At 67.0% G+C, this 21,429-nt stretch carries 18 protein-coding genes and 1 pseudogene; 6 read left to right on the plus strand and 13 right to left on the minus strand.

Annotated features, from left to right (window positions below):
• Nucleotides 1–638: 638 nt before the first annotated feature.
• From J0A91_RS10880 to J0A91_RS10915, 8 genes are all read right to left on the minus strand, one after another.
• A complete protein-coding gene (locus J0A91_RS10880) occupies nucleotides 639–1,364 on the minus strand; it encodes a DUF3142 domain-containing protein (RefSeq protein WP_240502262.1) in 726 nt (241 codons plus the stop codon).
• A gap of 19 nt (nucleotides 1,365–1,383) precedes the next feature.
• Nucleotides 1,384–3,609, minus strand: a complete 2,226-nt coding sequence (locus J0A91_RS10885; RefSeq protein ID WP_150126895.1) for a PA5441 family protein — start codon at nucleotides 3,607–3,609, stop codon at nucleotides 1,384–1,386.
• A gap of 9 nt (nucleotides 3,610–3,618) precedes the next feature.
• Nucleotides 3,619–5,595, minus strand: a complete 1,977-nt coding sequence (gene rlxS, locus J0A91_RS10890; protein ID WP_069204931.1) for a relaxase/mobilization nuclease RlxS — start codon at nucleotides 5,593–5,595, stop codon at nucleotides 3,619–3,621.
• A gap of 270 nt (nucleotides 5,596–5,865) precedes the next feature.
• Entirely contained in the window at nucleotides 5,866–6,402 is a 537-nt protein-coding gene (locus J0A91_RS10895; RefSeq protein ID WP_240502263.1) for a hypothetical protein, read from the minus strand.
• A gap of 38 nt (nucleotides 6,403–6,440) precedes the next feature.
• Nucleotides 6,441–7,049, minus strand: a complete 609-nt coding sequence (locus J0A91_RS10900; RefSeq protein WP_069204932.1) for a lytic transglycosylase domain-containing protein — start codon at nucleotides 7,047–7,049, stop codon at nucleotides 6,441–6,443.
• The gene (locus J0A91_RS10905; protein ID WP_069204933.1) at nucleotides 7,037–7,621 is read right to left on the minus strand and encodes a S26 family signal peptidase; all 585 of its coding nucleotides are present in this window, start codon (nucleotides 7,619–7,621) and stop codon (nucleotides 7,037–7,039) included. Before J0A91_RS10905 ends, J0A91_RS10900 begins: the two co-directional genes overlap by 13 nt.
• Nucleotides 7,608–7,847 (minus strand): helix-turn-helix domain-containing protein, encoded by a 240-nt coding sequence (locus tag J0A91_RS10910; RefSeq protein WP_069204934.1) that lies wholly within the window; start codon nucleotides 7,845–7,847, stop codon nucleotides 7,608–7,610. The genes J0A91_RS10905 and J0A91_RS10910 overlap by 14 nt, the downstream gene beginning before the upstream one ends.
• A gap of 166 nt (nucleotides 7,848–8,013) precedes the next feature.
• Nucleotides 8,014–8,313 carry a DUF736 domain-containing protein gene (locus J0A91_RS10915; protein ID WP_069204935.1) on the minus strand — a complete coding sequence of 100 codons (300 nt, stop codon included), beginning with the start codon at nucleotides 8,311–8,313 and terminating at the stop codon, nucleotides 8,014–8,016.
• Between the two features lie 448 nt (nucleotides 8,314–8,761).
• Here J0A91_RS10915 and J0A91_RS10920 point away from each other — a divergent pair.
• Together J0A91_RS10920 and J0A91_RS10925 are read left to right on the plus strand one after the other, a co-directional pair.
• Nucleotides 8,762–9,158: pseudogene (locus J0A91_RS10920) on the plus strand (YbaK/EbsC family protein).
• A 5-nt stretch (nucleotides 9,159–9,163) separates the two neighbouring features.
• Nucleotides 9,164–9,574 carry an NUDIX hydrolase gene (locus J0A91_RS10925; protein ID WP_069204936.1) on the plus strand — a complete coding sequence of 137 codons (411 nt, stop codon included), beginning with the start codon at nucleotides 9,164–9,166 and terminating at the stop codon, nucleotides 9,572–9,574.
• Between the two features lie 19 nt (nucleotides 9,575–9,593).
• On the opposite strand, the gene J0A91_RS10930 is transcribed toward J0A91_RS10925, so the two are convergent.
• From J0A91_RS10930 to J0A91_RS10950, 5 genes are all read right to left on the minus strand, one after another.
• Nucleotides 9,594–10,055, minus strand: a complete 462-nt coding sequence (locus tag J0A91_RS10930) for an NIPSNAP family protein (RefSeq protein ID WP_206365021.1) — start codon at nucleotides 10,053–10,055, stop codon at nucleotides 9,594–9,596.
• Nucleotides 10,056–10,110: 55 nt separating this feature from the next.
• Nucleotides 10,111–11,889, minus strand: a complete 1,779-nt coding sequence (locus tag J0A91_RS10935; RefSeq protein WP_069204938.1) for a ParB/RepB/Spo0J family partition protein — start codon at nucleotides 11,887–11,889, stop codon at nucleotides 10,111–10,113.
• Nucleotides 11,890–12,019: 130 nt separating this feature from the next.
• The gene (locus tag J0A91_RS10940; RefSeq protein WP_069204939.1) at nucleotides 12,020–12,466 is read right to left on the minus strand and encodes a DUF2958 domain-containing protein; all 447 of its coding nucleotides are present in this window, start codon (nucleotides 12,464–12,466) and stop codon (nucleotides 12,020–12,022) included.
• The gene (locus J0A91_RS10945; protein ID WP_069204940.1) at nucleotides 12,463–13,458 is read right to left on the minus strand and encodes an ArdC family protein; all 996 of its coding nucleotides are present in this window, start codon (nucleotides 13,456–13,458) and stop codon (nucleotides 12,463–12,465) included. Before J0A91_RS10945 ends, J0A91_RS10940 begins: the two co-directional genes overlap by 4 nt.
• A 469-nt stretch (nucleotides 13,459–13,927) precedes the next feature.
• A complete protein-coding gene (locus J0A91_RS10950; RefSeq protein ID WP_069204941.1) occupies nucleotides 13,928–14,131 on the minus strand; it encodes a helix-turn-helix domain-containing protein in 204 nt (67 codons plus the stop codon).
• A gap of 130 nt (nucleotides 14,132–14,261) precedes the next feature.
• Here J0A91_RS10950 and J0A91_RS10955 point away from each other — a divergent pair, with 130 nt between their 5' ends.
• From J0A91_RS10955 to J0A91_RS10970, 4 genes are all read left to right on the plus strand, one after another.
• The gene (locus J0A91_RS10955; protein ID WP_169833129.1) at nucleotides 14,262–14,798 is read left to right on the plus strand and encodes an RNA polymerase sigma factor; all 537 of its coding nucleotides are present in this window, start codon (nucleotides 14,262–14,264) and stop codon (nucleotides 14,796–14,798) included.
• Nucleotides 14,799–14,810: 12 nt separating this feature from the next.
• Nucleotides 14,811–15,824, plus strand: coding sequence for a FecR family protein (locus tag J0A91_RS10960; protein WP_069207237.1), 1,014 nt, complete (start codon nucleotides 14,811–14,813; stop codon nucleotides 15,822–15,824).
• An 81-nt stretch (nucleotides 15,825–15,905) separates the two neighbouring features.
• The gene (locus tag J0A91_RS10965; protein WP_069204942.1) at nucleotides 15,906–18,998 is read left to right on the plus strand and encodes a TonB-dependent receptor; all 3,093 of its coding nucleotides are present in this window, start codon (nucleotides 15,906–15,908) and stop codon (nucleotides 18,996–18,998) included.
• Between the two features lie 2 nt (nucleotides 18,999–19,000).
• Nucleotides 19,001–21,427: an alpha/beta hydrolase family protein gene (locus J0A91_RS10970; RefSeq protein ID WP_069204943.1), complete on the plus strand. Its 2,427-nt coding sequence runs from the start codon at nucleotides 19,001–19,003 to the stop codon at nucleotides 21,425–21,427.
• Nucleotides 21,428–21,429: the final 2 nt, after the last annotated feature.

Genomic DNA, 21,429 nt, shown 5'->3' on the forward strand with positions numbered 1-21,429 from the left:
GTCTGCGCGATCTCGTAGCTGTTGTGGATCCGCATGAGGGTATCCGCCTCAAAGCTCGAGAATGCCAAGCAAGTGGCGATACCGGCCGGCCGCTCGAGAGGCATCATCCCAACCGTCTGAAAGACAAACGGGACGACCTAATGACACTGTGAAACAATCGGCGCGCTGGCGTATCACAATCGCTCAGTGCCGCAAATGTCACGTCGTACACCATGGTGGTCGGATGCCCGACAGAATGGAGAGCCGTGCGCATTGAAAGGTGCAAGCACGGTTCGGGGGAGGCTGGGGCGTACTCGAAAGAGGCGTTTCGCGCCGACCCTACCGAGACCCGTAGAGCTCGCTGGAACGAAGCGGAATAGAGCGAATGGTCCCGGCATCAATCGGGAGACCAGGGCGCGTTCCTGATGCGCGGTTTGGAAGGTGAGAGCCGAGTTCAGTCTGGCGGCGCTCGCCTATAATCTCAGGCTAACCATCACCGTCATCGGCGTGCCGCGACTGATCCGGGAGATGCGGGCCCGATCCAAGCCTGCAAAGTCACCGCCGTAAAGCGCGGATGATCCTTGTGGGGCTGCTTTGGTACCGCCATCGTGGCGAGACCGAAAATGTCGCCGTCGCCCATCATATCCGACAAAACCTCGTCAGGATGAGGCCTGTCGTCGAGTTTCCGCACGGTCTGGATTGAGAAGGAAGACGACATAGCCCTCGAAGCGGGGATTTGCGGCCAGGCCCGGCGGCGGTGTCCACTCGCCGCCCTCCAGAATGCCGATGCGGAAAGGAATTTTCAGGCGGCCAAGTTTCGCGAGGTAGGTGCGATACCCCGGGATGACGTGTCGGCCTTGGTAGATCTGCAGGACCACCTCGTCCACGACGCCCGCGAGCCTCTCGAGACCTTCCGGGTCACCGTTGGCGCTCCAGTCGAGAAGGCCGGTGATACCGAGTTTGTACTGCGGCGGAAGCCGATCCCGCAGAGTCTTCAGGAACGCCGCATAGCTGGAAAGATGGCGTGTTTTTGCGTCGAAATCGACCTGGACGCCGGCGACTCGGTTTCCCGCCCGCTGCCAGCGTTCGAGCGCCGCAAGCAACTGCGCATCGATTTGCGGGGTCCAGGCCAGTGTCTCCACGCGCAGCACCATCCATACTTCCGCGTGGCTGATGCGCGGGACCGCAGGCCTTTGTGCCACCATTCGCGCGACATCGCCCCCGACGACCGCGCCCTGAAGCAGATAGATCCGGCTGGCGTGAGCGAGGGCCGGCTGGGGCCGGACGCCAGCCCAAAGCCAGAACGCATCATACCGGTTCGCATCGACCCGTGCACCGGGCATCGTCTGCGGCGGGGCCGCCGACAGCAACAGCAGCGGTAGCACCCGGTACCATCCCAGGCCCTTACCAATAATATCGCAGCTCCTGCGCCCAGGACGAATTCGGATATTCGCGTTTGAGGCGCTGGAACCAACCCTTGCGGGTTTCCGGCTCCACCCCCTTTCCGCCACAGGAATTGGTCCGCCCCGGCGCATAGCAATTGACCGCGCGGTACAGGGCATACGCCTTGTCCTCGGGCGAGGCTTTGGATGAGGCCAACACCGCCTGATAGGCGTCCAGACGCGAATAAGGTGCGCCCGTGAACTGCGAAGGCGTACCGCCAAGGTCGTCAGCGGAAGGCTGGCTGTCGAGGAAGAACCCGTCGAAGCCGTTCGCGCGGACGAACTCGCCGACGCAGATCATGGCCTTGGCATCGTTCGCGCTGGTGGCGAGGCGGCGCTGGGTCTCCAGCAGCGGGGGGCAGCCATAATCGCCCAGGTTTTTGCCCTTGGTGAAGAGGGCCGTGGGCAGGTGTTCAGACGACTGGATATCGTAGGAATTCGCTTCGCTCGGTGCGCTGGCGGGGATGAGGCGCACATCGTTGACAAAGTCGCGGTGCGAACCACGGGTGGCTTCCTTGTAGAGCAAGGTGAACAACGCGATGCCGAGCTCGTGGTCGGGCGCGCTTGCGGCCTGCGCCTGTTGGCGTAGCAGCGTCGCGTCGGCGACATTGACAAGTAGGATCTCGCGGATCTCGGGTGTCTGTATCGGGGAACCGGGTGCGAAGACGCGTGCGAGGGCGTGGTCGCGTTCCTCGTGCATCGCCAGGGCGAGTTCGACAACAGGCCGCTGAGCAGCGCGTTTGGCGCCGGCCAGAAGATCGATCCAGAAGCCGCGAGCGTTGCGGTCGCCCTTGGCGTCGAGCGCCATACCGCGCAGCATCTGGCGGCTGAACGCGAGATACGTGAAATCCGTCTGGTGCGAAGCGTCCGGGACGAGCGGCAAGACCTCCGCCGGCTGGGCCGCGACATAGTAATCGTGGAGGGCGAGAAGGTAGGCGAACAGCTCGGGCTTGCTGGCGAATTTCGGGCGCTGCGCCTCAAGCGCTGCGCGGGTGATGGGAGCGCAGCAGGGCTCACCGTCATACCCCTTGCTGCGCATATGCATGAGGTCGAACACGGCGAGAAGGTTCGGATCACGTAGCGTATCCGCCGTGGCGGCGGACAGCAGCTTGGCATCGATCTCCTGTGCCAGCGTCATCGCGTCGATACCGCGCTGCGCCTCCGGCAACGCCATCAGCGCAGTATATTCCGCCTCGATCTTCGCATGGTCCTGGCCAAGCCAATAGACGCGCCGGAGCAGCCCGCGGGCGGAGAAGAAATAGTCGCCTTTGGGATAGGCCCTCATATAGCCGCGCAACGCCGTCTCCGCGTCGGTGAGGAGATTGGGCGCGATCTTCGTCCCCTCCTTGGGCGAGCCATATTCGTCATAATAATCGACTTGCGCCCGGTTCACCGCGACGCGGCCGAGCATGTAGCGCGCCGTCTCGCGCAGCCACGGATCGCGAGCAGAGCCGAGCGCGGTGAAGCGCGCGGTCGCGCCGTCATAGTCGGCCGCATAAAATGCCGCCGCGGCGTCGATATAAGTGGCAAAGGCCTTGCCGGCAGAGGATTTGATCGCGCGCGCCGTGGCGGCACTTGCGGCGTCGACTGTGCCGTTCTGCGTGCAGGTCGGCTGAAGGCCGCGCCGGGTGGCGATCAGGGTGGCGCGTTCCTGTTCAGATATCTTGAGGTTAGCGCGAAGCGCGGCTTCGAAACTTGCGGTTGCCACCACATTGCTTCGGCAGCGCGAACCTTCACCATCGGAATAAAAGGGGCTGCCGCCGTCCGCAGATGACGGCGCGAGCGAGGTGATATCGAGGAAGACCGAAGGCTTCGCCGGGATGGACGGGGGCGGTGCGCCGGGCAAATCCGCCAGCAGCAACATCAGATTGATCCGGCTGTCGTTGCGCGGGCTGATCATCGCGGTGTCGTCGCACCCACTGTGCATCGCGGCGTTGAGCTTCCAGGAAGGCGCGCAGCCGACGTCGCCGCTCGCCCATGCGGGGATCGACCAGAACGCACCCGCGCAGAACAACAAGAAAAGGGCTATTCTGGCCATGAAGCAAGTCTCGTAAATATTTATGTGATGGCGTATTACCGACGCGTGCGGGGAATTCCGGCATTCCGATAGCCGCAAAAATTGGTTTTGTTTAGCATCTGCGGAAAGTGTCTGTCGTCCAGGGTTCGGACGACAACAGCCATGCGGCAAGCGAGATCATCACGAAATCTCGGGTCCGGCACGCTCGCGGCCGAAACGCCAACTTACCCCGTCGCCGCGCACGATTCCGGCGATGGGGCGACCTACGTGGCGATCGAGCGCGGGTCGCCATGGCACCAGCGTGAATTCCCGGCTCTTCTCAACCAGCGCGAACCGGCCGCTGGCGAGATCCACGCGGCCCACCAACCGCCCCTCGATCGCCTCCCCGGCGCGCGCTTCGACGAACGGCTTGCCCAACTCCCCAGCCAGTTCATCGCCGGCACGCAGTAGCTCGCGTCGCTGGAGCATCATGATCGCGTTGGCGCGAAGCCGAATGCCATCGCCATCGATATCGGCAAGCTGCTGCTCGACCAGCCATTGTCGTCGGCCCGCCATCGCCGCCCGGACCTCGCGCCCAAAGCCAGCGTCCCAGATGGGCAGCGGGGCGTGTGACGCCAACTCGCGATCGATCCAGGTTGCCGCGTCGGCGTCTCGAAGCTGATCGAGCGGCTGCGTCGATAGGGTCTCCACGGCGACCGGCTGGTCGCGATGACGGCGCGCCTCATAGGCGGCCGCGCGATCGATATGGTCTGTGGCGATAATCCAGCTTCCGTCGGGCTCGCGTGCGACACCAGCGCCCGCCCGCCGCATCGCCTCGAGCCGCCGTACATAGGTTTCGGCGAACGCCTGGGTCACCGACCGGTCATGTCGCAGATGCAGGTCGACCGAATACCGGCCGCCATTCGCCGCCGCCACCTCGGCGACGACCCGATCCGCGTCCCGGACCTCCAGGCTTCGCGCCGACACCCGCACGATTGCGCCCTCCGCGATCGGTGCGATGGCGTCAGCGCGCCCGATATCGACATAATGGGCATGACCATCGACGCCATCGACCAGCAGGTAATGGCGGTCGCGGTGCTCGTCGGCGAGGCCGCGCGCGATCAGCCGACCGACGACCGGCGCCGGATCGGTTTCCCCAGCCCCGAATCGGCTCCGCCCGATCCACGGCCGCTCGAGATTCCGGGCGGTCAGTTCGCGCTGCAGGGTGCGGATGATGTCGCCACGCTCGCCAAGCGTGCGCAGCGTCGCCTCAAGATCGTCAGCGAGCCGCCAGCGGCCACTGCCGACATCCTCGACGAGACCCATGCTGGCAAGCTTCTGCAATCGGCCAGCGCGCAGCGACTGCTGGAAGGGATCGCGATCCGCCGAAGTGACCAGGTGGTCGGCGTCCATCGACCGGATCAGCCGCCGGTCGATCGCCGTCACTCGCTCCGCGCCGATGTCGCGCCGAAGCCGCGCCTCGATTTCCTGATCGGTACGCGCCCCGAGATCGAGCGTCACCAGCTCGGCCGCGCGCTCGCGAATGCCGTGCGCGATATACTCGCGGGCGATGATCAGATTCTGACCGGTATCATCGACGCCGCGCAGCATGATGTGGGTGTGGGGATGGGCGGTGTTGAAGTGATCGACCGCGATCCAGTCGAGACGCGTGCCGAGGTCGGCTTCCATCTGGGTCATCAGCCGGCGCACGAACGGCTTGAGGTCGGGATATTCCGCGCCATCCTCGGCGGAGACGATGAAACGGAACTGATGGCGGTCGCCGTCGCAACGCTCGAGGAACGCCTTGCCATCGGCGGTGTCGCGGTCGGCCGAGTACAACTCGCCCGGCGCGCCCTCACGGGTGACGCCGTCGCGCTGGATATAGCGCAGATGCGCACGCGCGGCGGGCATGCCCTTGCTGCCGATGCGGACCAGCCGCGTCTTCACCACCGCGCGCCGCGCGCGCATGCCGCCGAACCGGTCGCGGCTGGAAAGCAGCCGCCCCATGCTGGCGCCACGACCGATGCGGCTGCCGTCGAACCGATGGCTCCTGACCGACGCTTTCTCGGCCGAGCGGATCGCAGCGCCAACGACGCGGCCAAGGTAGCGTCGCGCGCGTTTTCCCCCTTGCTGGCGCTGCCGACCGAGCCGCGGCGTGAAGTCTTCGTCGTCGCTCATCGCGGGCGGCCTTGGTCGCACATCCCGCGAATTCGCGCAAAAAACGGCGGATTTACGACGATCCTCGCGAACATGTCTCGTGGCGCTCGCGGCGTGTCTCCAAGAAAAACGATGTGCAGACAATCCTGCGGCAATGATCGCGAGACATTGCCTTTCTCTTGCTTTCGCTTTTCCGCTTCCTCCCGACCCTCTCCCTTTCCTCGGCTCAAAACAAAAGCCGGGACACGATGCCAATCCGGCACCGCATCCCGGCCCGAAATGTGCGGTTCCTCAGCCATCCGCGAACGCCGCCAATGCCTGCCGCCGTCGTCCGAACTCGCGCTTTCCGATCACGTCGCGTGCGTTGCCATCGCCATCGACGATCATCACCGCGACGAACCAACGACCGTCCAACCGCCCAAAAATTCGAACCCGATCCAGCTCGATGTCCTCATCATCGCCGCTCTCGTCGGCACCGATCCAGCGCTCCTGAACCCGCGCATCCCAGAGGAAATCGGTCTCCTCAGCCTCCAGGAATCGGTGTGCCAGAGCCTCCGCGACAGTGTGGCCGAATTCGACCTCAAGCCCCGAAACCAGCGTCGCCATCACGCGATCCGACGCCACCGAAACAGGGTGAAACACGCCCATGATCCTCTCCATCGTGTCCGTTCTCCCAAGTGAGAACAGCATCTCGGAGACGGGTGGCGGAGCGGCTGTCAGGGCCGCGTAGCGTAGCGGAGCGCCGCGAAGCGGACGTGGGGGGAACCGATTTTCGCAGAAAATTGGGGGGCACCCACGGGCCTTGAGAGCCGCTTCGGCAGCCGTCATGCTGGGCCTGTCGAGACGAGCCCCTCCACCGCCCGCGATCATGGCGCGACCTTCCGGACAGCGAACAGCAGGCCCGGTCCTTCGACTGGGGTCGACGGCGGTTGGTCACGATCGGCGAGCCGACCCACGACGAACAGCGACGGTTGCGGCGCAGGATGTGGTGCCGATGACCCTGGTTTCACCGCGCCGCCAACGGTGGCGAGATAGGCGACCGTTTCGCCGGGAAGCCGTCGGCGTCCCGCCGAAAAGGCGGCATAGACGCCAGGTCCTGCGTTATAGGCGCCGAACAGACCGGGATAGCCGAAGCGGTCGTACATCAGCCGCAGGAAGCATGTGCCGGCGAGGATGTTGTCGCGCGGATCGTCGGGATTGCTACCCAATCCAAGCCGCGCGCGCATCTCCGCCCATGTCGCGGGCAGGAGCTGCATGAGGCCGATCGCGCCGGCGCGGCTCCGGATCGGGCGACCGTTCAGCATCGTCAGGCCGCGGCTTTCGGCGCGCATCACCCGTTCGATCCAGCGCATCGGAATACCGAACCGGGCCGATGCTTCCTCGATCATCGGTCGCCAGCGCTCCACCTCGCCGGCTCGCGCGGGGGGCGCAGCGAACAGCAAACTGGCCGCGAGCACCCGGGTCAACGCGGCCATAACAACCGCGCCTTGCCCACAACCAATCCCTCTTCGGTCACACCGAAATAGCGCCCGTCGAAGGATGCGGGACTCTGGGGCATGAGCAGGAAAAGCTGGCGTCCGCGCAGCCGCACGCAGCCGCTCCATGCCGGCATGGGGCGCCCGCTAGCGTCGGCCACGCGGCGTTCGGCTAGCCATTGGCCGTTGACGAAGATCTCGCGGCCAAGCGCGCAGACCTCGTCGCCTGCCGCCGCCGCGACGCGCTTCACCAAGGGCACGTTGGCGGGGATGTAGCGACGCTGTGCAGCCAGCTTCCGCCAACGCTCGGGCACGCGCGCGATCACCATATCGCCGGGATAGACCGCCGCGCCTGGGGTCACGGCGTAGAGGCCTATCGTCGCGCTGGCGCTGGCGTTCCAGACCAGGCGCGGGGTGGGCGGAAACGCCATCGTCAGCCCGAGCAGGGTGATGCCGATGCCCGTAACCGCCACGCGTCGGCCGATGATGCGGCGACGGTATTTGGCGGCGCGAAGCTGCTCGCCCCATTCCAGCAGCGGCGTGGCCGCGCGGCGCAGGTCACGCTTCGCCATGATCGCCGCCTCCGACCGCTTGCGCCTTCGACCATGCGTCGAGATCGTCGATATGATATTGGACGAAGCGGCTGTGCCGGCGGAACACCGGCCCCTTGCCGGCGCGGCGCAATCGCTTGAGCAGCCGGCTCGAGAACTTCAGATAGGCCGCCGCCTGGTCGGTGTTGAGGTAGGGGGAACCGCGTTTGGCGCGGTTCGCGCGGGAGATGTCGTCGTCGCTATCCATGATGCCTGTCCGTGTCTGTGAGGGACGGCACACTGCCGTTCCCGACACCGGGGATGGCGGGTGGGACACCGGCTGCGGAGCGTCGAAAATCGCTGGTCCGGTTTTCGACACACCCGGTAGAGAAACGAAAACTCCCGCGCGCGGTGGCGCGCGGGGGGGGGCGGATTCAGCGTGACCAGATGAGCTTGTGCTCGCCGTCATCGCCCTGGCTGAGCGTCGCGTAGATCGGTGCCGGGAACGACGGATCGTCGAGCTTGAGGCTCAGATATTCCGCGCCGGTCTCGCGCGCCGCCCGGGTCCAGGCCGCGCCGAACTCGACGCCGTTGGCGACGACCCGGTGGTCGGGCGACTTGTCGTGATCGCGTGCGCTGGGGCGGATGCTCGCCTTGACGCGGAGTGTGAGGGTGCGGATTTCGCCGGTGTAGATGCCGTTTTCGCCGCGGGTGAAGCTGCCGATCTGTGCCATGTGACGTCTCCTGATGCTTGTCTCGACGCCGCCCCATGCGGCCTCGATGGCAGTCGATCAGGCGATGGACGGGCGACGCGCACCTGCTCGGGGTCCCCATCGCAAAAGCGATGGGGTGAGCGTAGGCCGGAGCGCCAGCGAAGGACGGCCAAAGCCGGCTTTCTTGTTTCGCGAGGAGCCCGTGAGGGCGGGGAAGAAAGTCGGCGACGCCGTTGCGCGGACAAGCCCGCACAGCGCCAGATCTGCCATGAAGAGAGGCCACCGGGGCGGACACGATCAGCATCGGAGATCACCGACAATCGCCAGATCAGCATAGCGACTTGGCGCATTGGGCATCACGCGTTTCTGGGCTATCCACAGCTCTGATGAGCCATGAATCCTCCGCGCCGACCTCGCCGAACGTGCGCCCGATCTTCCGATCATCGTCGTCGAACAGAGCACGGCGACCGTGGCCGAAGCTGCCATTGCGCTGGGCGTCGCGCCCGGCCAGGTCGCCAAGACGCTCGCGTTTCGGGTTAACGAGCAGGTCGTCCTGCTCGTGACGCGCGGCGACACGCGTCTCGACAAATCGAAAGACCAAGGCAGCGCTTGGCGGGCGGCCACGGATGCTCGATCCCGGCGAAACGCTCGAGGTGACTGGTCATCCGGTCGGTGGTGTCTGTCCGTTCGGGCTCCCGACGGCGCTCCCGATCTATTGCGATCAAAGCCTCCAGGACTTCGCCGTGGTCTATCCTGCGGCGGGCTCGCTCAACAGTTCGGTCGCGGTATCGCCTGACCGGCTGGCGGACGTCGTCGGGGGCAAGTGGATCGATATCTGTCGCCTCCCCGAGCCGGCAATCGATTGAGCGCAATGGGGGAAGCCGCTTCCAGAACGATCCGCATCGCTGCGGCCTTGATCGACGACGAGGCCGGTCGTCTGCTGCTCGTGAGAAAGACGGGCACGCGGTGGTTCATGCAGGCGGGTGGAAAGATCGAGGCGGGCGAGAGCGCCTTGGCCGCGCTCCGGCGCGAATTGGCCGAGGAGATCGGACTAGAGGTGTGCACACAAGATGTCCGGTACCTCGGGTGCTTTTCTGCGTCGGCGGCGAACGAACGCAATACGATTGTCGAGGCGGAGCTCTTTCATATGCGCGTGCGGGTCGCGCCGATGGCGCAGGCGGAGATTGCGGAAGCACTGTGGGTCGGCGTTGCCGACGCTGCCGGACTGCCGCTCGCGCCGCTTACGCGCTACGTCGTCCTGCCGTTGGCGCGCACGCTGTGACTGCCTCCGCAATCGGTCTTCACAGCTGGCCCGAGAGCGGCTGCAGGAAGATCCGCTCGTAGCTCTCGAAGGGCGGCTCGGCGAAGCGTTCGATGACGGCGGCGGCCTCGGGGTCGAGCGGAAGCTCGATCCGATATCGGCGATAGGCGGCGTCATTCGGGAAACCGAACAGGGCGACGGCGACGTCCGCTTCACCGTGCCGACCCTTGCCCGGAAAGCTGATCGTCGTGTTGCTTGGGGCGGCACGTGGCACGAAGAAGCCGTAGTGGGTTCCGCCAAACCGTTCGATCAACCGAACCCATGCGCGGCCATACTCCTCGAACTCGGCGCGCTTTTGCGGATCGAGTCGATAGCGAACCTCGCAAACGATGGCCTCGGATTGCATCGGCGCTGTCCCCTCGCGAAAGGCGTGCGGGAGGATAGACGGGGTAGACGGTGCAATGCAAAAATCCGCGTGGCCGAGCCGAGAGGGCTCGGCCACGCGGCCGAATTACGGGGACCGAGCGACGGGCGGGATTGCTCCCGCCTGCCTATCGTCATGCAGCCTGCGCGAACGGCTCCGGTCCGGCGTCGGGTTCCGACTCTGAGGTCCGTGCCGCTTCGACCTTCGCATGGGCGGCGACGGTGCCGACACCACCGCGCGTGGTGTAGGCCGAGGCTGGGAAGGCCAACCATTTCGGTACCCAGCGCGTGACCTTGGTCCGCCCGTCCGCGCCATCGAGATGGTCGCGGACGATGCGTTTCAAGGTCTTGGTCTTCTCGCCGGCATTGGCGGCGGCGACGGTCTCGCCCGCCACTTCGGCGACGATTTTCGACAGCACCGCCTTGTCGCGGATCAGTTCGATGAACGCCGTGTCGGCCTGCCACCAATCGGCCATGTCGACATCGATCTGCGTTCCCACCGCGGCGACGGCGGCGCTGCCGCTCGCCAGCGTCTCGCCGATGACGACGGTGATGATCTCCATGACGATCGCGTCGGGAAGGTCGATCAGGCGCAGAAAGATGCCCACCACGCCATAGTCGTCGCCATTGCCGCCGGTGACGGTCGGCGCCTCGGGCGAGAAGCCGAGAAGGCCGAGCACCGCGCGGCGGCGCTCGTCGAACACCGTCTCGCCGCGACAGGTCTCCACGCTTTCGCGGACCGCATCGTTGCGCGTCGCCTGCGGTTCGGGCGACACCCGCCACAGGTGCGAGCCGCCGATGGCGTGAGCGACCATCAGCCGCAAAGCGACGCCGGGCGCCCCAAGCAGCGCTGCGCGGACGGCGGCATGCCGGTGCAGGTCGAGATAGGTCTGCAGGGTCGATGTGACCTCGGGACGCGCAGGTTTCGCGGGTTCGGGGCTGTCGCCGCGCGCGGCGCGGCGGGCTTCCTTGGTGGAGATATAGCCCTCGTGGAAGATGACCTCGCCGGTCGAACGGACGTCGATATAGACGCGCCCGCCCTTACGCTTGGCGGCTTTCTCATACTCCCAACTATGAAAATGCTCCGACGGGGAAACGATCACGACATCGCTCCAGCCTTGCGCCAGATAGGCGTCGCGCCGGGCCTCGATGGCTGCGTTCTGCGCGGTCCAGAACGCATCGGCATCGGCGAAATACCGGTCGTCGCCGAACAGATCGGCGATGGTCACACCCTTGAAGGTGTCGAGATCGAACACAGCGAAGCGGGACGGGATCGATTGCCCGCCGAACAGCCACGCCTTTAACTGGTGACCGGTCGGGACATAGCTATCGGGATCGTCGAACAGCGCCAGCCAGTTCCGCTGCTGGCTCTTGCTGGCAAGGGTCAAGTGGCGGACGGTCCCGCGGTCGATCTTCTCCGCCGCATAGAGGCTGCGGATGCGCGGCAGCAGATTGCCGAGCGCGAGCACGCGCGCGATGGTGAGGTCGGGAAGCCCGAAGGTTGCGGCGATGTCGGCGACATTGCGGCCTTCCTTGACCAGCCGGGTGAAGGTTTCCCACTGGGTGACCTCGTCGGCGTCGAGCCGGGCGAGGTTCTCGATCATCGACGCCTCGATCGCGGCGGCGTCATCGGTTTCGGCGAGGATGCGGCAGGGTAGCGGCTCGGCCTCGGCGGCGTCGCCTTCAGCCAGCCGACGCTCTTCGGCGACGATCCGCGCGGCATGGAAGCGCCGCGCGCCCGCGACAATCTCGAAATGGCCATCCTCACCATTGGGGCGCACCAGCAGTGTCTGGATGACGCCGCGCTTGCGCACGGTTGGCAGCAGGTCGGACACGTCGGGCGCCTTTTTGCTGTAGCGCATATTGGTCTTGCTGACGGACAGCTTGTCAGGCGAGAGGAAAACGAGTGTCATGATCAGACTCCTTGTGAGGGCCGGTCGCGTCGTTCGTGCAAAGTCTGGCGCGGCCGGTTTTCGGGATGGCGGCGAAGCGCGCCGCCCGCGCGTCAGGGACCCCATCAAAGTCGTACTTTGATGGGAACCCTCATCCGCCGTCCGGCTCGCCGGAATGCTGCGGAAGATCGGGGTCCGTGCCGGGCGTCGATCCGCCTTGGGCGGCACGGCGGAGATGAGTTTGCGCCGACAGGATCGAACCGGCGCGACGCGCGCAGTCGGTCCAGACGGACAGGGCAAAGGTGGTTTCGAAGGTCAGGTCGCGCTCTACCCCCAACCCGAAGGGCAGCCGCACGGCGGCGATCTCGGACAGGCTGAAATAGCCGAGTTCGGGGCAGCCGAAGCCAAGGTCGGCGAGTCCGAACAGGGTGTCGTCGTCTTCCGCCAGTTCGGTCGCCAGCCATGTCGCCGCGCCTATGGGCGAGAACAATTTGACCACGGGCGGCGGATCGAAGCGCTGGCTCGTCTTATCCCACGCGCGGCGGGAAAGGTCGTTGGCACGGAGCGCCAAACGAAGCTCGGGGGTCAAGAGGATCATGCCGCGATCCTTCCGTCAGCCCGCGCGGCCTGCGCCTCGGCCCCTTTACCTTGCTCGGGACAGGCTCGCCGCGCGAGCAGCCAGTCGGCGGCTTTGGTGGCGGCGCTCGCGGCGCGGAAAATGGCACGATTGTCCTCGCGCAGCACCTCAAGCCACGAACCAATATAGTCGGCATGGCGGACAGTCGGCACGATGCCGAGCGCGGCGCACAGGAAGGCGGAACCCATTTCGGCGATGAGTTCCTCGCGGGCATACTCCTTGCTGCCGAAACCGTTGGTCAGGTCGCGGCCCAGCCTCTTGGCGTGGCCCGTGGCGTGAGTCAGCTCGTGCAGGCAGGTCCGGTAATAATTGACCTGCTCGAAGAAGGCGGGCTGCGGAGGCACCTGCACGAAATCCTGCGCGGGCGCATAGAAAGCGCGCGTCCCGCCGATTCGGAAATCGACACCCGATGCCGCAATCACCGCCTCGGCGACGGGGATGACCTCGCGCTCGGGTAGGGGTGCCGGATCGGACGCCAATCCCTCGCGAAGCCCGTCGCATTGCGCCACGTTGAAAACGGTGAAGCGCTTGAGAAACGCAATAGCCTTGGCGTCATCGCCGGTCCGGCGGGCGCGTTCCCGCTCGGCCTCGGGCGTAAAGCGGTCGGCGTAGACGACGCACTGCCCGCGCTCGCCCTTGCGGACACATCCGCCCGCTTCCTGTGCCTGTCGGAAGGTCAGCCACGATTGCGAGGGCCAGCCATGTTCAATGACGGCGCCCCACAGGATCAGGACATTGACGCCGGAATAGTTGCGCGCGGTGAGCGCGTTGCGCGGCAAGCTGGGGCCGGTCCCACCGCTCGCGCCCCAGGGCTGCACCCACGGGAGGCGTCCAGCTTCCAACTCGGTGATGATCCGCGCGGTCACCGCGTCATAGAGGTTGACCCGGTTCCCGGCCTGATGGTCTTCGGCCGCACCCTTGCGGCGGACGCTCTGGCGGGGTGATTTCGGCATGGCTTCCTCCTCGCCACCCCAAAAGGCACAAAGCCTCCCCGCGAAGGCGGGGGTGGGCGGCAAAAAGCGACCAAGAGGCCCGGCTCCAGCGGCTGGCGGCACCTCCCGGGGCCCCGTCGCGCTTGGGCGACGGGGTGGATCAGAGGGCGAAACGCAGTGGAGCACCCCGAAGCGCGAGCGCAGGGGTTGCCGCCGGCCGCGCCGGGCCTAGCCGGGAGCGCCGCCCGCACCCGCCGCAACGGGAGAGGCACAGACAAAGCCGCCGCGCCGGGGCGCGGCGTCCGCGTCAGGTCGGACGATCGTCCGGCCGTATGCGCAAGCGATCGTTACCTCGGGCCGAGACTCGCGTCGCGAGGCTCGGTGGCGAGGGCCTGCCCGAACCATAGAGCGCGGTCGCGCGTCAGCGCGAGGCGCCCAAGTATACGGGTATCTGGCTGTGTAGCGTCAGGATTGCGGGAGCTGCCTTCGCCTAACTGATCAGGACGCTCGGCTTTACCTCCAGCGCGTCCGCGATCTTGCCCAACACCGTGACGCTTGCCGAAACATCAGCGCGTTCGATGGCGCCAACATACCGTGTGCTCAAGCCTGCACGGTCTGCCAATTCTTCCTGGGTGAGTTTCTTCTGGTGCCGGACACGACGTAAATTCACCGCCATCGTGTCCTTGAGGTCCATTGAAGAACCATCACCGCCGTCGGCACGATCGTGCCAGGAACGATAGTTCCTATTCGTCAGAAATGCGGTATAAGCAGCGCACGCTAAAGAACCTCGCAAGGTTCGCATCCGGCTCGGATGGAGATTTGCTTTGGCCGGCTACAAACCGAAACTTGACCAGCAACTGGGAAATGAAAGTTGGACCGAACGAGGTATTGAAGACCTGTTTCGTCTTCATGCCGGCTGGCTTCGCACGTTCCTGCTGCGGCGGCTGCGCGCGCAGCCGGCGGATGTGGAGGACATCGTGCAGGACACCTATCTGCGCGCGGCACGCCAGCCGGGGACGGTGATCGTCCATCCAAAGGCGTTCCTGTCGCAGACCGCGACCAACCTGTTCCGCGACGGAAAACGCCGCGAGTCGGTGCGGGCACGACATCGCGAGTCGGTCGCGCACGCCGGGGCAGGGGCGGGGTCGGCGCCGCCCGGGCTGCTGGAGCAGGAGGCCGCGCTCGAGCTCGAGCGTCTCATCGTGGCGATGCCCGATGCGTATCGAGACGTCTTCGCTTTGAGTCGGTTTCGGCATATGACGAACGCGGAGATTGCCGCGCACCTCGATATCTCGGTGAAGACGGTCGAGTGGCGAATGGGCAAGGCTCTGGCATTTTGCGCGAGCAGGCTACGAGACTAGGTGGCGCCGTTCATGACTGGACCCGATCAGCACGACGAAAACGCCGTCGAGGCACAAGCGGCGCAGTGGTTCGCACGCCTCAAGTCGTTGCCGGTGTCACGCGAGACCCTGCAGGCGTTCTTCGAATGGCAGCGCGACGAAACCCATGCCGAAGCCTTCGCGGCGGTCGAGCGGCTGTGGTCACGCGCCGGTGACCTTGGCGATCGCCCGGCGATCGCCGCCGTCACGCACGCCGCACTGGCACGCAAGGCGCGGCGGCGCTGGCTTGGGCTGGCCTGGCCCCCGCATCCGGCGCTCGCGGCGCTGGCGGTGGTCGTGCTCGTCCTGCTCGGCATCGGTGCGACCTATTGGGCGATGCGCCCCGGCGCGAACGACTATGCGACCGCGATCGGCCAACGCAGCGTCGTCGCGCTCGCGGATGGGTCGCAGGTAACGCTCGACACCGACACGCGGATCGTCACGCGCTTCGACACGGACGAACGCCGCGTCGTGCTCACGCACGGCCAGGCGTATTTCACGGTCGCTCATGACACGGCGCGTCCGTTCCGAGTCGAGGCGGACGGGACGGAGGTGCTCGCCACGGGCACGCAATTCGCGGTGCGGCGGGACGGCGTTGGCGTCGACGTGACGCTGGTCGAGGGCAGCGTGCGGGTCACGCCGCGGGCCACATCGCCGACGACGTTGCGCCCCGGACAGCGGCTGGTGCTGCGCGGCGACACCGCGGCGGTGGTGCAGGGGGTGGATACCAAGGCAGCGACGGCGTGGCGGCAGGGACGGATCGTGCTCGACGGCTGGACGCTGGCGCGCGCGGTGGCCGAGGTGAACCGCTATACGAGGCGGCCGGTGCGGCTCGAGGCGGACCGGTTTGCCGAGGCACGGTTCAGTGGCACGTTCGATGTCGGTGACATCGACAGCTTCGTCGCGGCGACGACGGCGCTGCTGCCGTTGACCGCCGTGCGCGGCGCGAACGGGTCGATCCGCCTGGTCGATCGGGCCACCCGAGAAAAATCCTCGCAATCGACTTAGGGTCACCGCCATGCCGGCGCGTCTCTTGTCCCGAAGCCCCGACCTGGTTCGGGGCGTGGCGGAACGATGGGGGCAGTGGGGATGACAGGACTTCAAGCGCGGCGGTGGAACGCGCTGCGCGGCGGATATGCGATCGGGCTGGTGCTGGCGGCACTGCCATCGGCTGTGCAGGCGAAGCCGGCACCGGCGGTGTTCAACTTCAGGATCGCGGCGGGATCGTTGCAACACGCGCTGGTCACGTTCGCGTCGGTGACGGGCGAGCAACTGCTGTATTCGACGGCGTTGGTCGCCGGCCGCCGGGCCCCCGAGCTGGAGGCGCGCTTGAGCGCGGACCAAGCCCTCCACCGCCTCCTAGATGGAACCGGTCTGGTGGCGCAGCGGGTCGGACCGCGCATGATCGTGCTGCGCCCGCCGAGCGCGGCCGAGCGCGGTCCGGCCGAGACCGCCGCCAATGCGGGTGCGATGGTCATGTCGCCGAGCGGCGGCGGGATGGCGGCCGCGCAGCCCGAACAAGGCCCAAGGACCACTCCGCAGAGCGCACAGGACGATGAACCGGCCCGCGACGACATCATCGTCACCGGCACGCATCTGCGCGGCGGCGCGGCGGGGTCGCCGCCGGTCGAGCGGCTGACCCGCGACGATCTCGACCGGCGTGGCTTCGCGACCGTCGCGCAAGCCTTGCAGGCGCTGCCGGGCAATTTCGGGGGGATGGCGAACGAGCAAAGCGCGCTCGCTTTCGCCGACACGAGCGGGAGCAATGGCGGGTTCGCGACCGGCGTCAACCTGCGTGGCCTGGGGGCGGGCGCGACGCTGGTGCTGGTCAACGGTCAGCGGCTCGGCGGGTCAGGCACCAAGGGCGCGTTCGCCGATGTCACGAGCATCCCGACCGGCGCGCTCGACCGGGTCGAGGTGCTGATGGACGGCGCATCGGCGATCTACGGGTCCGACGCGGTCGGCGGCGTGGTCAACATCCTGCTCAAGCGCCATTTCAAAGGCGCGGAAACGCGGGTGCGGTTCGGCAGCGTCACCCGCGGCGGCAAGCGCGACGTGCAGATCGACCAGACGCTCGGCAAGCAATGGAGCACGGGCGGCGTGATGCTGTCGTATGAATATGACCAGTCGGGGCGGCTGGCGAGCGCCGACCGCGCGTTCGCGCGCTCGACCGATTCGCGCAGCCTCGGCGGAACCGATCACCGCTATGTCTACAGCCTGCCCGGCAACGTGCTCGGCATCGATCCGGCGACGGGCGCGCTCGGCGTCGCCTATGCGATCCCGTCCGGTCAGGACGGCACCGCGTTGACCCGGGCGGACTTCGTGGCGGGCAAGACCAATCTCCAGAACGCGCGAATCGACACCGACCTGATCCCGCGCCAAGTCCGGCACAGCCTCTACGCGACGCTCGACCAGGATGTCGGCGCCGGGGTTCATGTCACCGCCGACGCGCGCTACGCGCACCGCGCGTTCGATGCGCGGCTGCCCGGATCGGCGGCGATCGTGCAGGTCACCGCCGCCAATCCCTATTTCGTGTCGCCGACCGGCGCGCGCTCCGACCTGATCGCCTATTCGCTCGCGCCGGAACTGGGACCGATCGACACGCACGGCTATGCCGAAGCGCTGGCGACGTCGCTCGGACTCGACGCCGATCTCGGAGCGGGCTGGAAGCTGCGCGGCTATGCGGCGTTCGCGCAGGAACGCGAGTTCAACGAATCGCGAAATCTGGTCAATACGGCGGCGCTCGCCGAAGCGACCGGCAGCATTCCCGACAACCCGGCAACGCCGTTCAGCACCGCGCGCGACGGCTTCTTCAACCCCTATGGCACGGGGCAATCCAATTCGGCGGCGATCCTCGACTTCGTCGGCGACGGCTATTCGCGCTCGCGCACGCGCAGCCAGGTGCTGACCGCGCATGTCGATGCCGATGGCTCGCTGTTTTCGGTACCCGGCGGTACGGTCAGGCTGGCGCTCGGTGGCGACGTGCGGCGCGAGACCTTCCGCCGTAGCGGCGAAAGCTTGCTGTCGACCGCGTTGCCGGTGGCGACCGCCAGTGTCGCTGCGTCGCGGCTGATCGAAGCCGGCTTTGTCGAAGCGCAGGTGCCGATCGTCGGCCCCGGCAACGCGATGCCGTTGCTCCGCCGGCTCGACGTGTCGCTGGCGGTGCGAGTCGAACAGTATGACGATTTCGGCACGACCACCAATCCCAAGGTCGGGGTAGCCTGGGTGCCGATCTCGGGGGTGACGCTGCGCTCGAGCTTCGGCACGTCGTTTCGCGCGCCCAACCTGCGCGAGTTGCGCGACCCCGAGCAATATTCGGTCACCACGCTGACGCGTGGAGGCGCGAGCGTGCCAGTGATCCAGCTGTCGGGCGGCAATCCCGGCCTCAGGCCGGAAAAGGCGCAAAGCTGGACCGCCGGATTCGATATCGATCCGGCGGCAATTCCGCATTTCCACCTCAATGCGACGTGGTTCAGTACGGTGTTCAAACAGCGCGTGGCGACGCCGGCGAGCGCGAACTTCGCCAATGCGCTGAGCGATCCGACGCTGGCGCCGTTCGTGCAACTGGTCTCGCCGAACAGCAGCGCGGCCGATCTCGCCCGCGTGACCGGGCTGCTCGGCGACCCGGCATTCACCGGCGGCAACAGCTTCCCGCCAGCGAGCATCGCCGCGATCGTCGACACGCGCTACGTCAATACCGGCAAGGTCGAGGTGAGCGGGATCGACCTCACCGCGAGCTATACGCTTCCGATCGGCGCCAACCAGGTCACGCTGTCGGGCAACGGCTCCTACCTGCTCCACTACCGCGAACAGGTGACGCCGACCGCGACTTCAGTCGACCGGATCAACCGGGTCGGCCAGCCGGTCGACCTGCGTGGCCGCCTGAGCGTCGGCTGGAGCCGGGGGCCGCTCAATGCGCTGCTTGGGCTGAACTATGTCGCGCCCTACCATGATCTGCTCGGCAACCCGATCCACGCCTGGAAGACGCTCGATCTGCAATTGGGATATCGCGCGCCCGAGGATAGCGGCGCGCTCGAGGGACTGGCGATCGCACTGTCCGCGCAGAACCTGCTCGAGCAGGCACCGCCGTTCTACGATTCGCCGGTCGGAGTGGGGTATGACGCCGCCAACGCCGATGCGCTCGGGCGTTACCTGGCGATCCAACTCACCAAGCGTTGGTAAGCATGACATCGTCCTGGTTCCGCGCAGCGCTGCGGCTTGCGCTGCCGTGTCTGCTGGCGGTCGCGACGCCGCTTGGTGCGCGCCCGTACAGCGTCGACGACATGCTGATGACCGAGGCCTTCGGCAGGATCGAGACGTCGCCCGGCGGGCGTTGGCTGGTGTTCGAACGGCTGGTGCCGTTCGAGACCGCCGCGCGGTTCGATCTCGACGCGATGGATGTGCTGCGGTCGCGCTTGTATGTCGTCGACCTCGCGCATCCGGCCGAGGCGAGGCCATTGCTGGCGCCCGAGCAGCGCGCCGGCATGATCATGCTCGGCTTTTCGCCGGACGGGACGCGGCTGGCGATCGGACGGCTCGACGGACCGCGCTGGACGCTGGGCGTGGTCACACTGACGAGCGGCGCGATCCGCTGGTTCGCGGTCGCGCCGGATACTTCCGAGTTCCGGCCGACGCTCGCCTGGGTTTCCAACACGCAGGTGGTGATGCTGGCGCAAGCCGGCGACACGCCGCCCTGGGTGTTGCGGCGTGACACCGAGGACCGTGCCGAGGTTGGGCGATTGTGGGCGCAGGCGCAGGCCGGGCGGGTGCCGACCGTCACCGCGATCGGCAGCGGACGCGATAGCACGGTCACGCCGCCGGCACCGCCGGTTCGGCTGGTCCGCCTCGATGTGACGACCGGCGCGACGAGGCTGCTCGCGCAAGGCGATTTCGAAACGCTGCGGCTGTCGCCCGACCGACGTCACGTCGCGCTGACCGAGCAAGCCGAGGTCATCCCCGTCACCACTACAGCACCGATCCGGCAGTCCGACGATCTCAGGCGGCGCAGGTTGCGCATCGTCGATCTCACCGATGGACACATCTGGTCACCGTGCGCGGCGTGCGACCTGCCGTTCGATCCGCCAGTCTGGTCGCCACGCGGTGACCGGCTGCTGTTCTTCGCCCGACACGCCGCGCAGACCTGGGCTGCTGGCCGACCTTGGGTCGCGGATCCTGGATCACGCCAGGTGACGCCGGTCGCGCTTTCGGGCGTCCGCCCCGAGGTGATCATGCGCCGCGGTGCCTATGATGCGGTCGGGCTGGGCTGGCTCGGCAAGCGGCCACTGCTGTTCGGCCGCAACGCGGCACCAGGCGCGCGCGCCGACTGGTATGCGCTCGACGCGTCGGGCGCGACCATCCTGACGGCGAACGTCGCCGCGCCGACGGCGACGCTGGCGGCGGGTACGGCCCCGATCATGCTGGCGTCGGGCGCGGCGTGGCGGCTGGGTGCGCGCAAGGCGCGGCCGCTGCTAGCGGGAATGGATGGCGTCGCGGCATTCGCGACCGTCGCGGAGCGGCCCGGGCAGAGTGCGACGCTGCTGGGCTGGCGGCAATCCGGCGGCGGTATCGTGATCGACGGACCGAGTGGCGGCACGCGCCGGTTCGCGGCGCACGCCGACAGCGCGGTGCGGCCAGTGGCGGCCAGCGTCCGGAACGGCCTGGTCGTGAACGAGATCGAGGCCAATGGCGTCGCGCATCTCGCCATCGTGCCGAGCAGCGGGCGGACGCTAACCGTGGCGACGATCAACGCGCGGCTGGCCGGTGTGTCGGCGCGCGCGCCGGTGCCGGTCCGCCATCGGCTGCCCGACGGCAACACGGTGACGAGCTGGCTGTATTTGCCCGAGCCTGGCGCCGCGACAACGAAGCCGCCGCTGATCGTCATCCCCTATGCCGGCACGGTGTATGGCGACACGCCGCCGGCGTTGTGGAACCCGGGAGTCGGGCGCACCTACACCAATGTGCCCGCGCTGGTCGGGCACGGCTATGCGGTATTGCTGCCAAGCATGCCGGCGCTCACCGCCACCGATCATGGCTCGTTCGATGTCGCAGGCCAGGTGCTCTCGGGGGTCGATGCGGTGATCGCGCGCGGTGAGGCCGACCCGACCCGGCTCGGCCTGTGGGGGCATAGCTATGGCGGCTATACCGGCGCGACGATCGCCACCGAGACCGACCGGTTCAAGGCGATCATCGTGTCGAGCGGGATCTACGATATGACCAGCTTCCAGGGGACGTTTGCGCCGACCGCGCGGCGGTCGCCGGGCTATGGGCTCGGGATCCTGCCCTGGGCGGGCTGGACCGAGACCGGGCAACCGGGCCTCGGCGCGACACCGTGGAGCAACCCGGCGCGCTATGTCGCGAACAGCCCGATCTATCACGCCGACCGGATCACCACGCCGCTGCTGATCATGGCCGATGACCGGGACTTCACGCCGTTGCAGCAGGGCGAGCAATTGTTCTCCGCGCTCTACCGGCAAGGCAAGGACGCCCAACTGGTCAGCTATTGGGGCGAGAATCATGTGCTGATGAGCCCGGCCAATGTCCGCGACGCTTATGCCCGCGCGTTTGCCTGGTTCGATCGCCATTTCGCAGGCGCGGGTACGCCAGGGCGCTGAGG

This window comes from Sphingomonas panacis (assembly GCF_001717955.1).
Lineage (GTDB): Bacteria > Pseudomonadota > Alphaproteobacteria > Sphingomonadales > Sphingomonadaceae > Sphingomonas > Sphingomonas panacis.

What these genes read in the sequence shown, in the direction of transcription:
- rlxS (WP_069204931.1), bottom strand. Translation starts at nt 5,595, where the DNA reads ATGAGCGACGACGAAGACTTCACGCCGCGGCTCGGTCGGCAGCGCCAG.
- J0A91_RS10895 (WP_240502263.1), bottom strand. Translation starts at nt 6,402, where the DNA reads ATGACGGCTGCCGAAGCGGCTCTCAAGGCCCGTGGGTGCCCCCCAATT.
- J0A91_RS10900 (WP_069204932.1), bottom strand. Translation starts at nt 7,049, where the DNA reads ATGGCCGCGTTGACCCGGGTGCTCGCGGCCAGTTTGCTGTTCGCTGCG.
- J0A91_RS10905 (WP_069204933.1), bottom strand. Translation starts at nt 7,621, where the DNA reads ATGGCGAAGCGTGACCTGCGCCGCGCGGCCACGCCGCTGCTGGAATGG.
- J0A91_RS10910 (WP_069204934.1), bottom strand. Translation starts at nt 7,847, where the DNA reads ATGGATAGCGACGACGACATCTCCCGCGCGAACCGCGCCAAACGCGGT.
- J0A91_RS10915 (WP_069204935.1), bottom strand. Translation starts at nt 8,313, where the DNA reads ATGGCACAGATCGGCAGCTTCACCCGCGGCGAAAACGGCATCTACACC.
- J0A91_RS10925 (WP_069204936.1), top strand. Translation starts at nt 9,164, where the DNA reads ATGGGGGAAGCCGCTTCCAGAACGATCCGCATCGCTGCGGCCTTGATC.
- J0A91_RS10935 (WP_069204938.1), bottom strand. Translation starts at nt 11,889, where the DNA reads ATGACACTCGTTTTCCTCTCGCCTGACAAGCTGTCCGTCAGCAAGACC.
- J0A91_RS10940 (WP_069204939.1), bottom strand. Translation starts at nt 12,466, where the DNA reads ATGATCCTCTTGACCCCCGAGCTTCGTTTGGCGCTCCGTGCCAACGAC.
- J0A91_RS10945 (WP_069204940.1), bottom strand. Translation starts at nt 13,458, where the DNA reads ATGCCGAAATCACCCCGCCAGAGCGTCCGCCGCAAGGGTGCGGCCGAA.
- J0A91_RS10950 (WP_069204941.1), bottom strand. Translation starts at nt 14,131, where the DNA reads ATGGACCTCAAGGACACGATGGCGGTGAATTTACGTCGTGTCCGGCAC.
- J0A91_RS10960 (WP_069207237.1), top strand. Translation starts at nt 14,811, where the DNA reads ATGACTGGACCCGATCAGCACGACGAAAACGCCGTCGAGGCACAAGCG.
- J0A91_RS10965 (WP_069204942.1), top strand. Translation starts at nt 15,906, where the DNA reads ATGACAGGACTTCAAGCGCGGCGGTGGAACGCGCTGCGCGGCGGATAT.
- J0A91_RS10970 (WP_069204943.1), top strand. Translation starts at nt 19,001, where the DNA reads ATGACATCGTCCTGGTTCCGCGCAGCGCTGCGGCTTGCGCTGCCGTGT.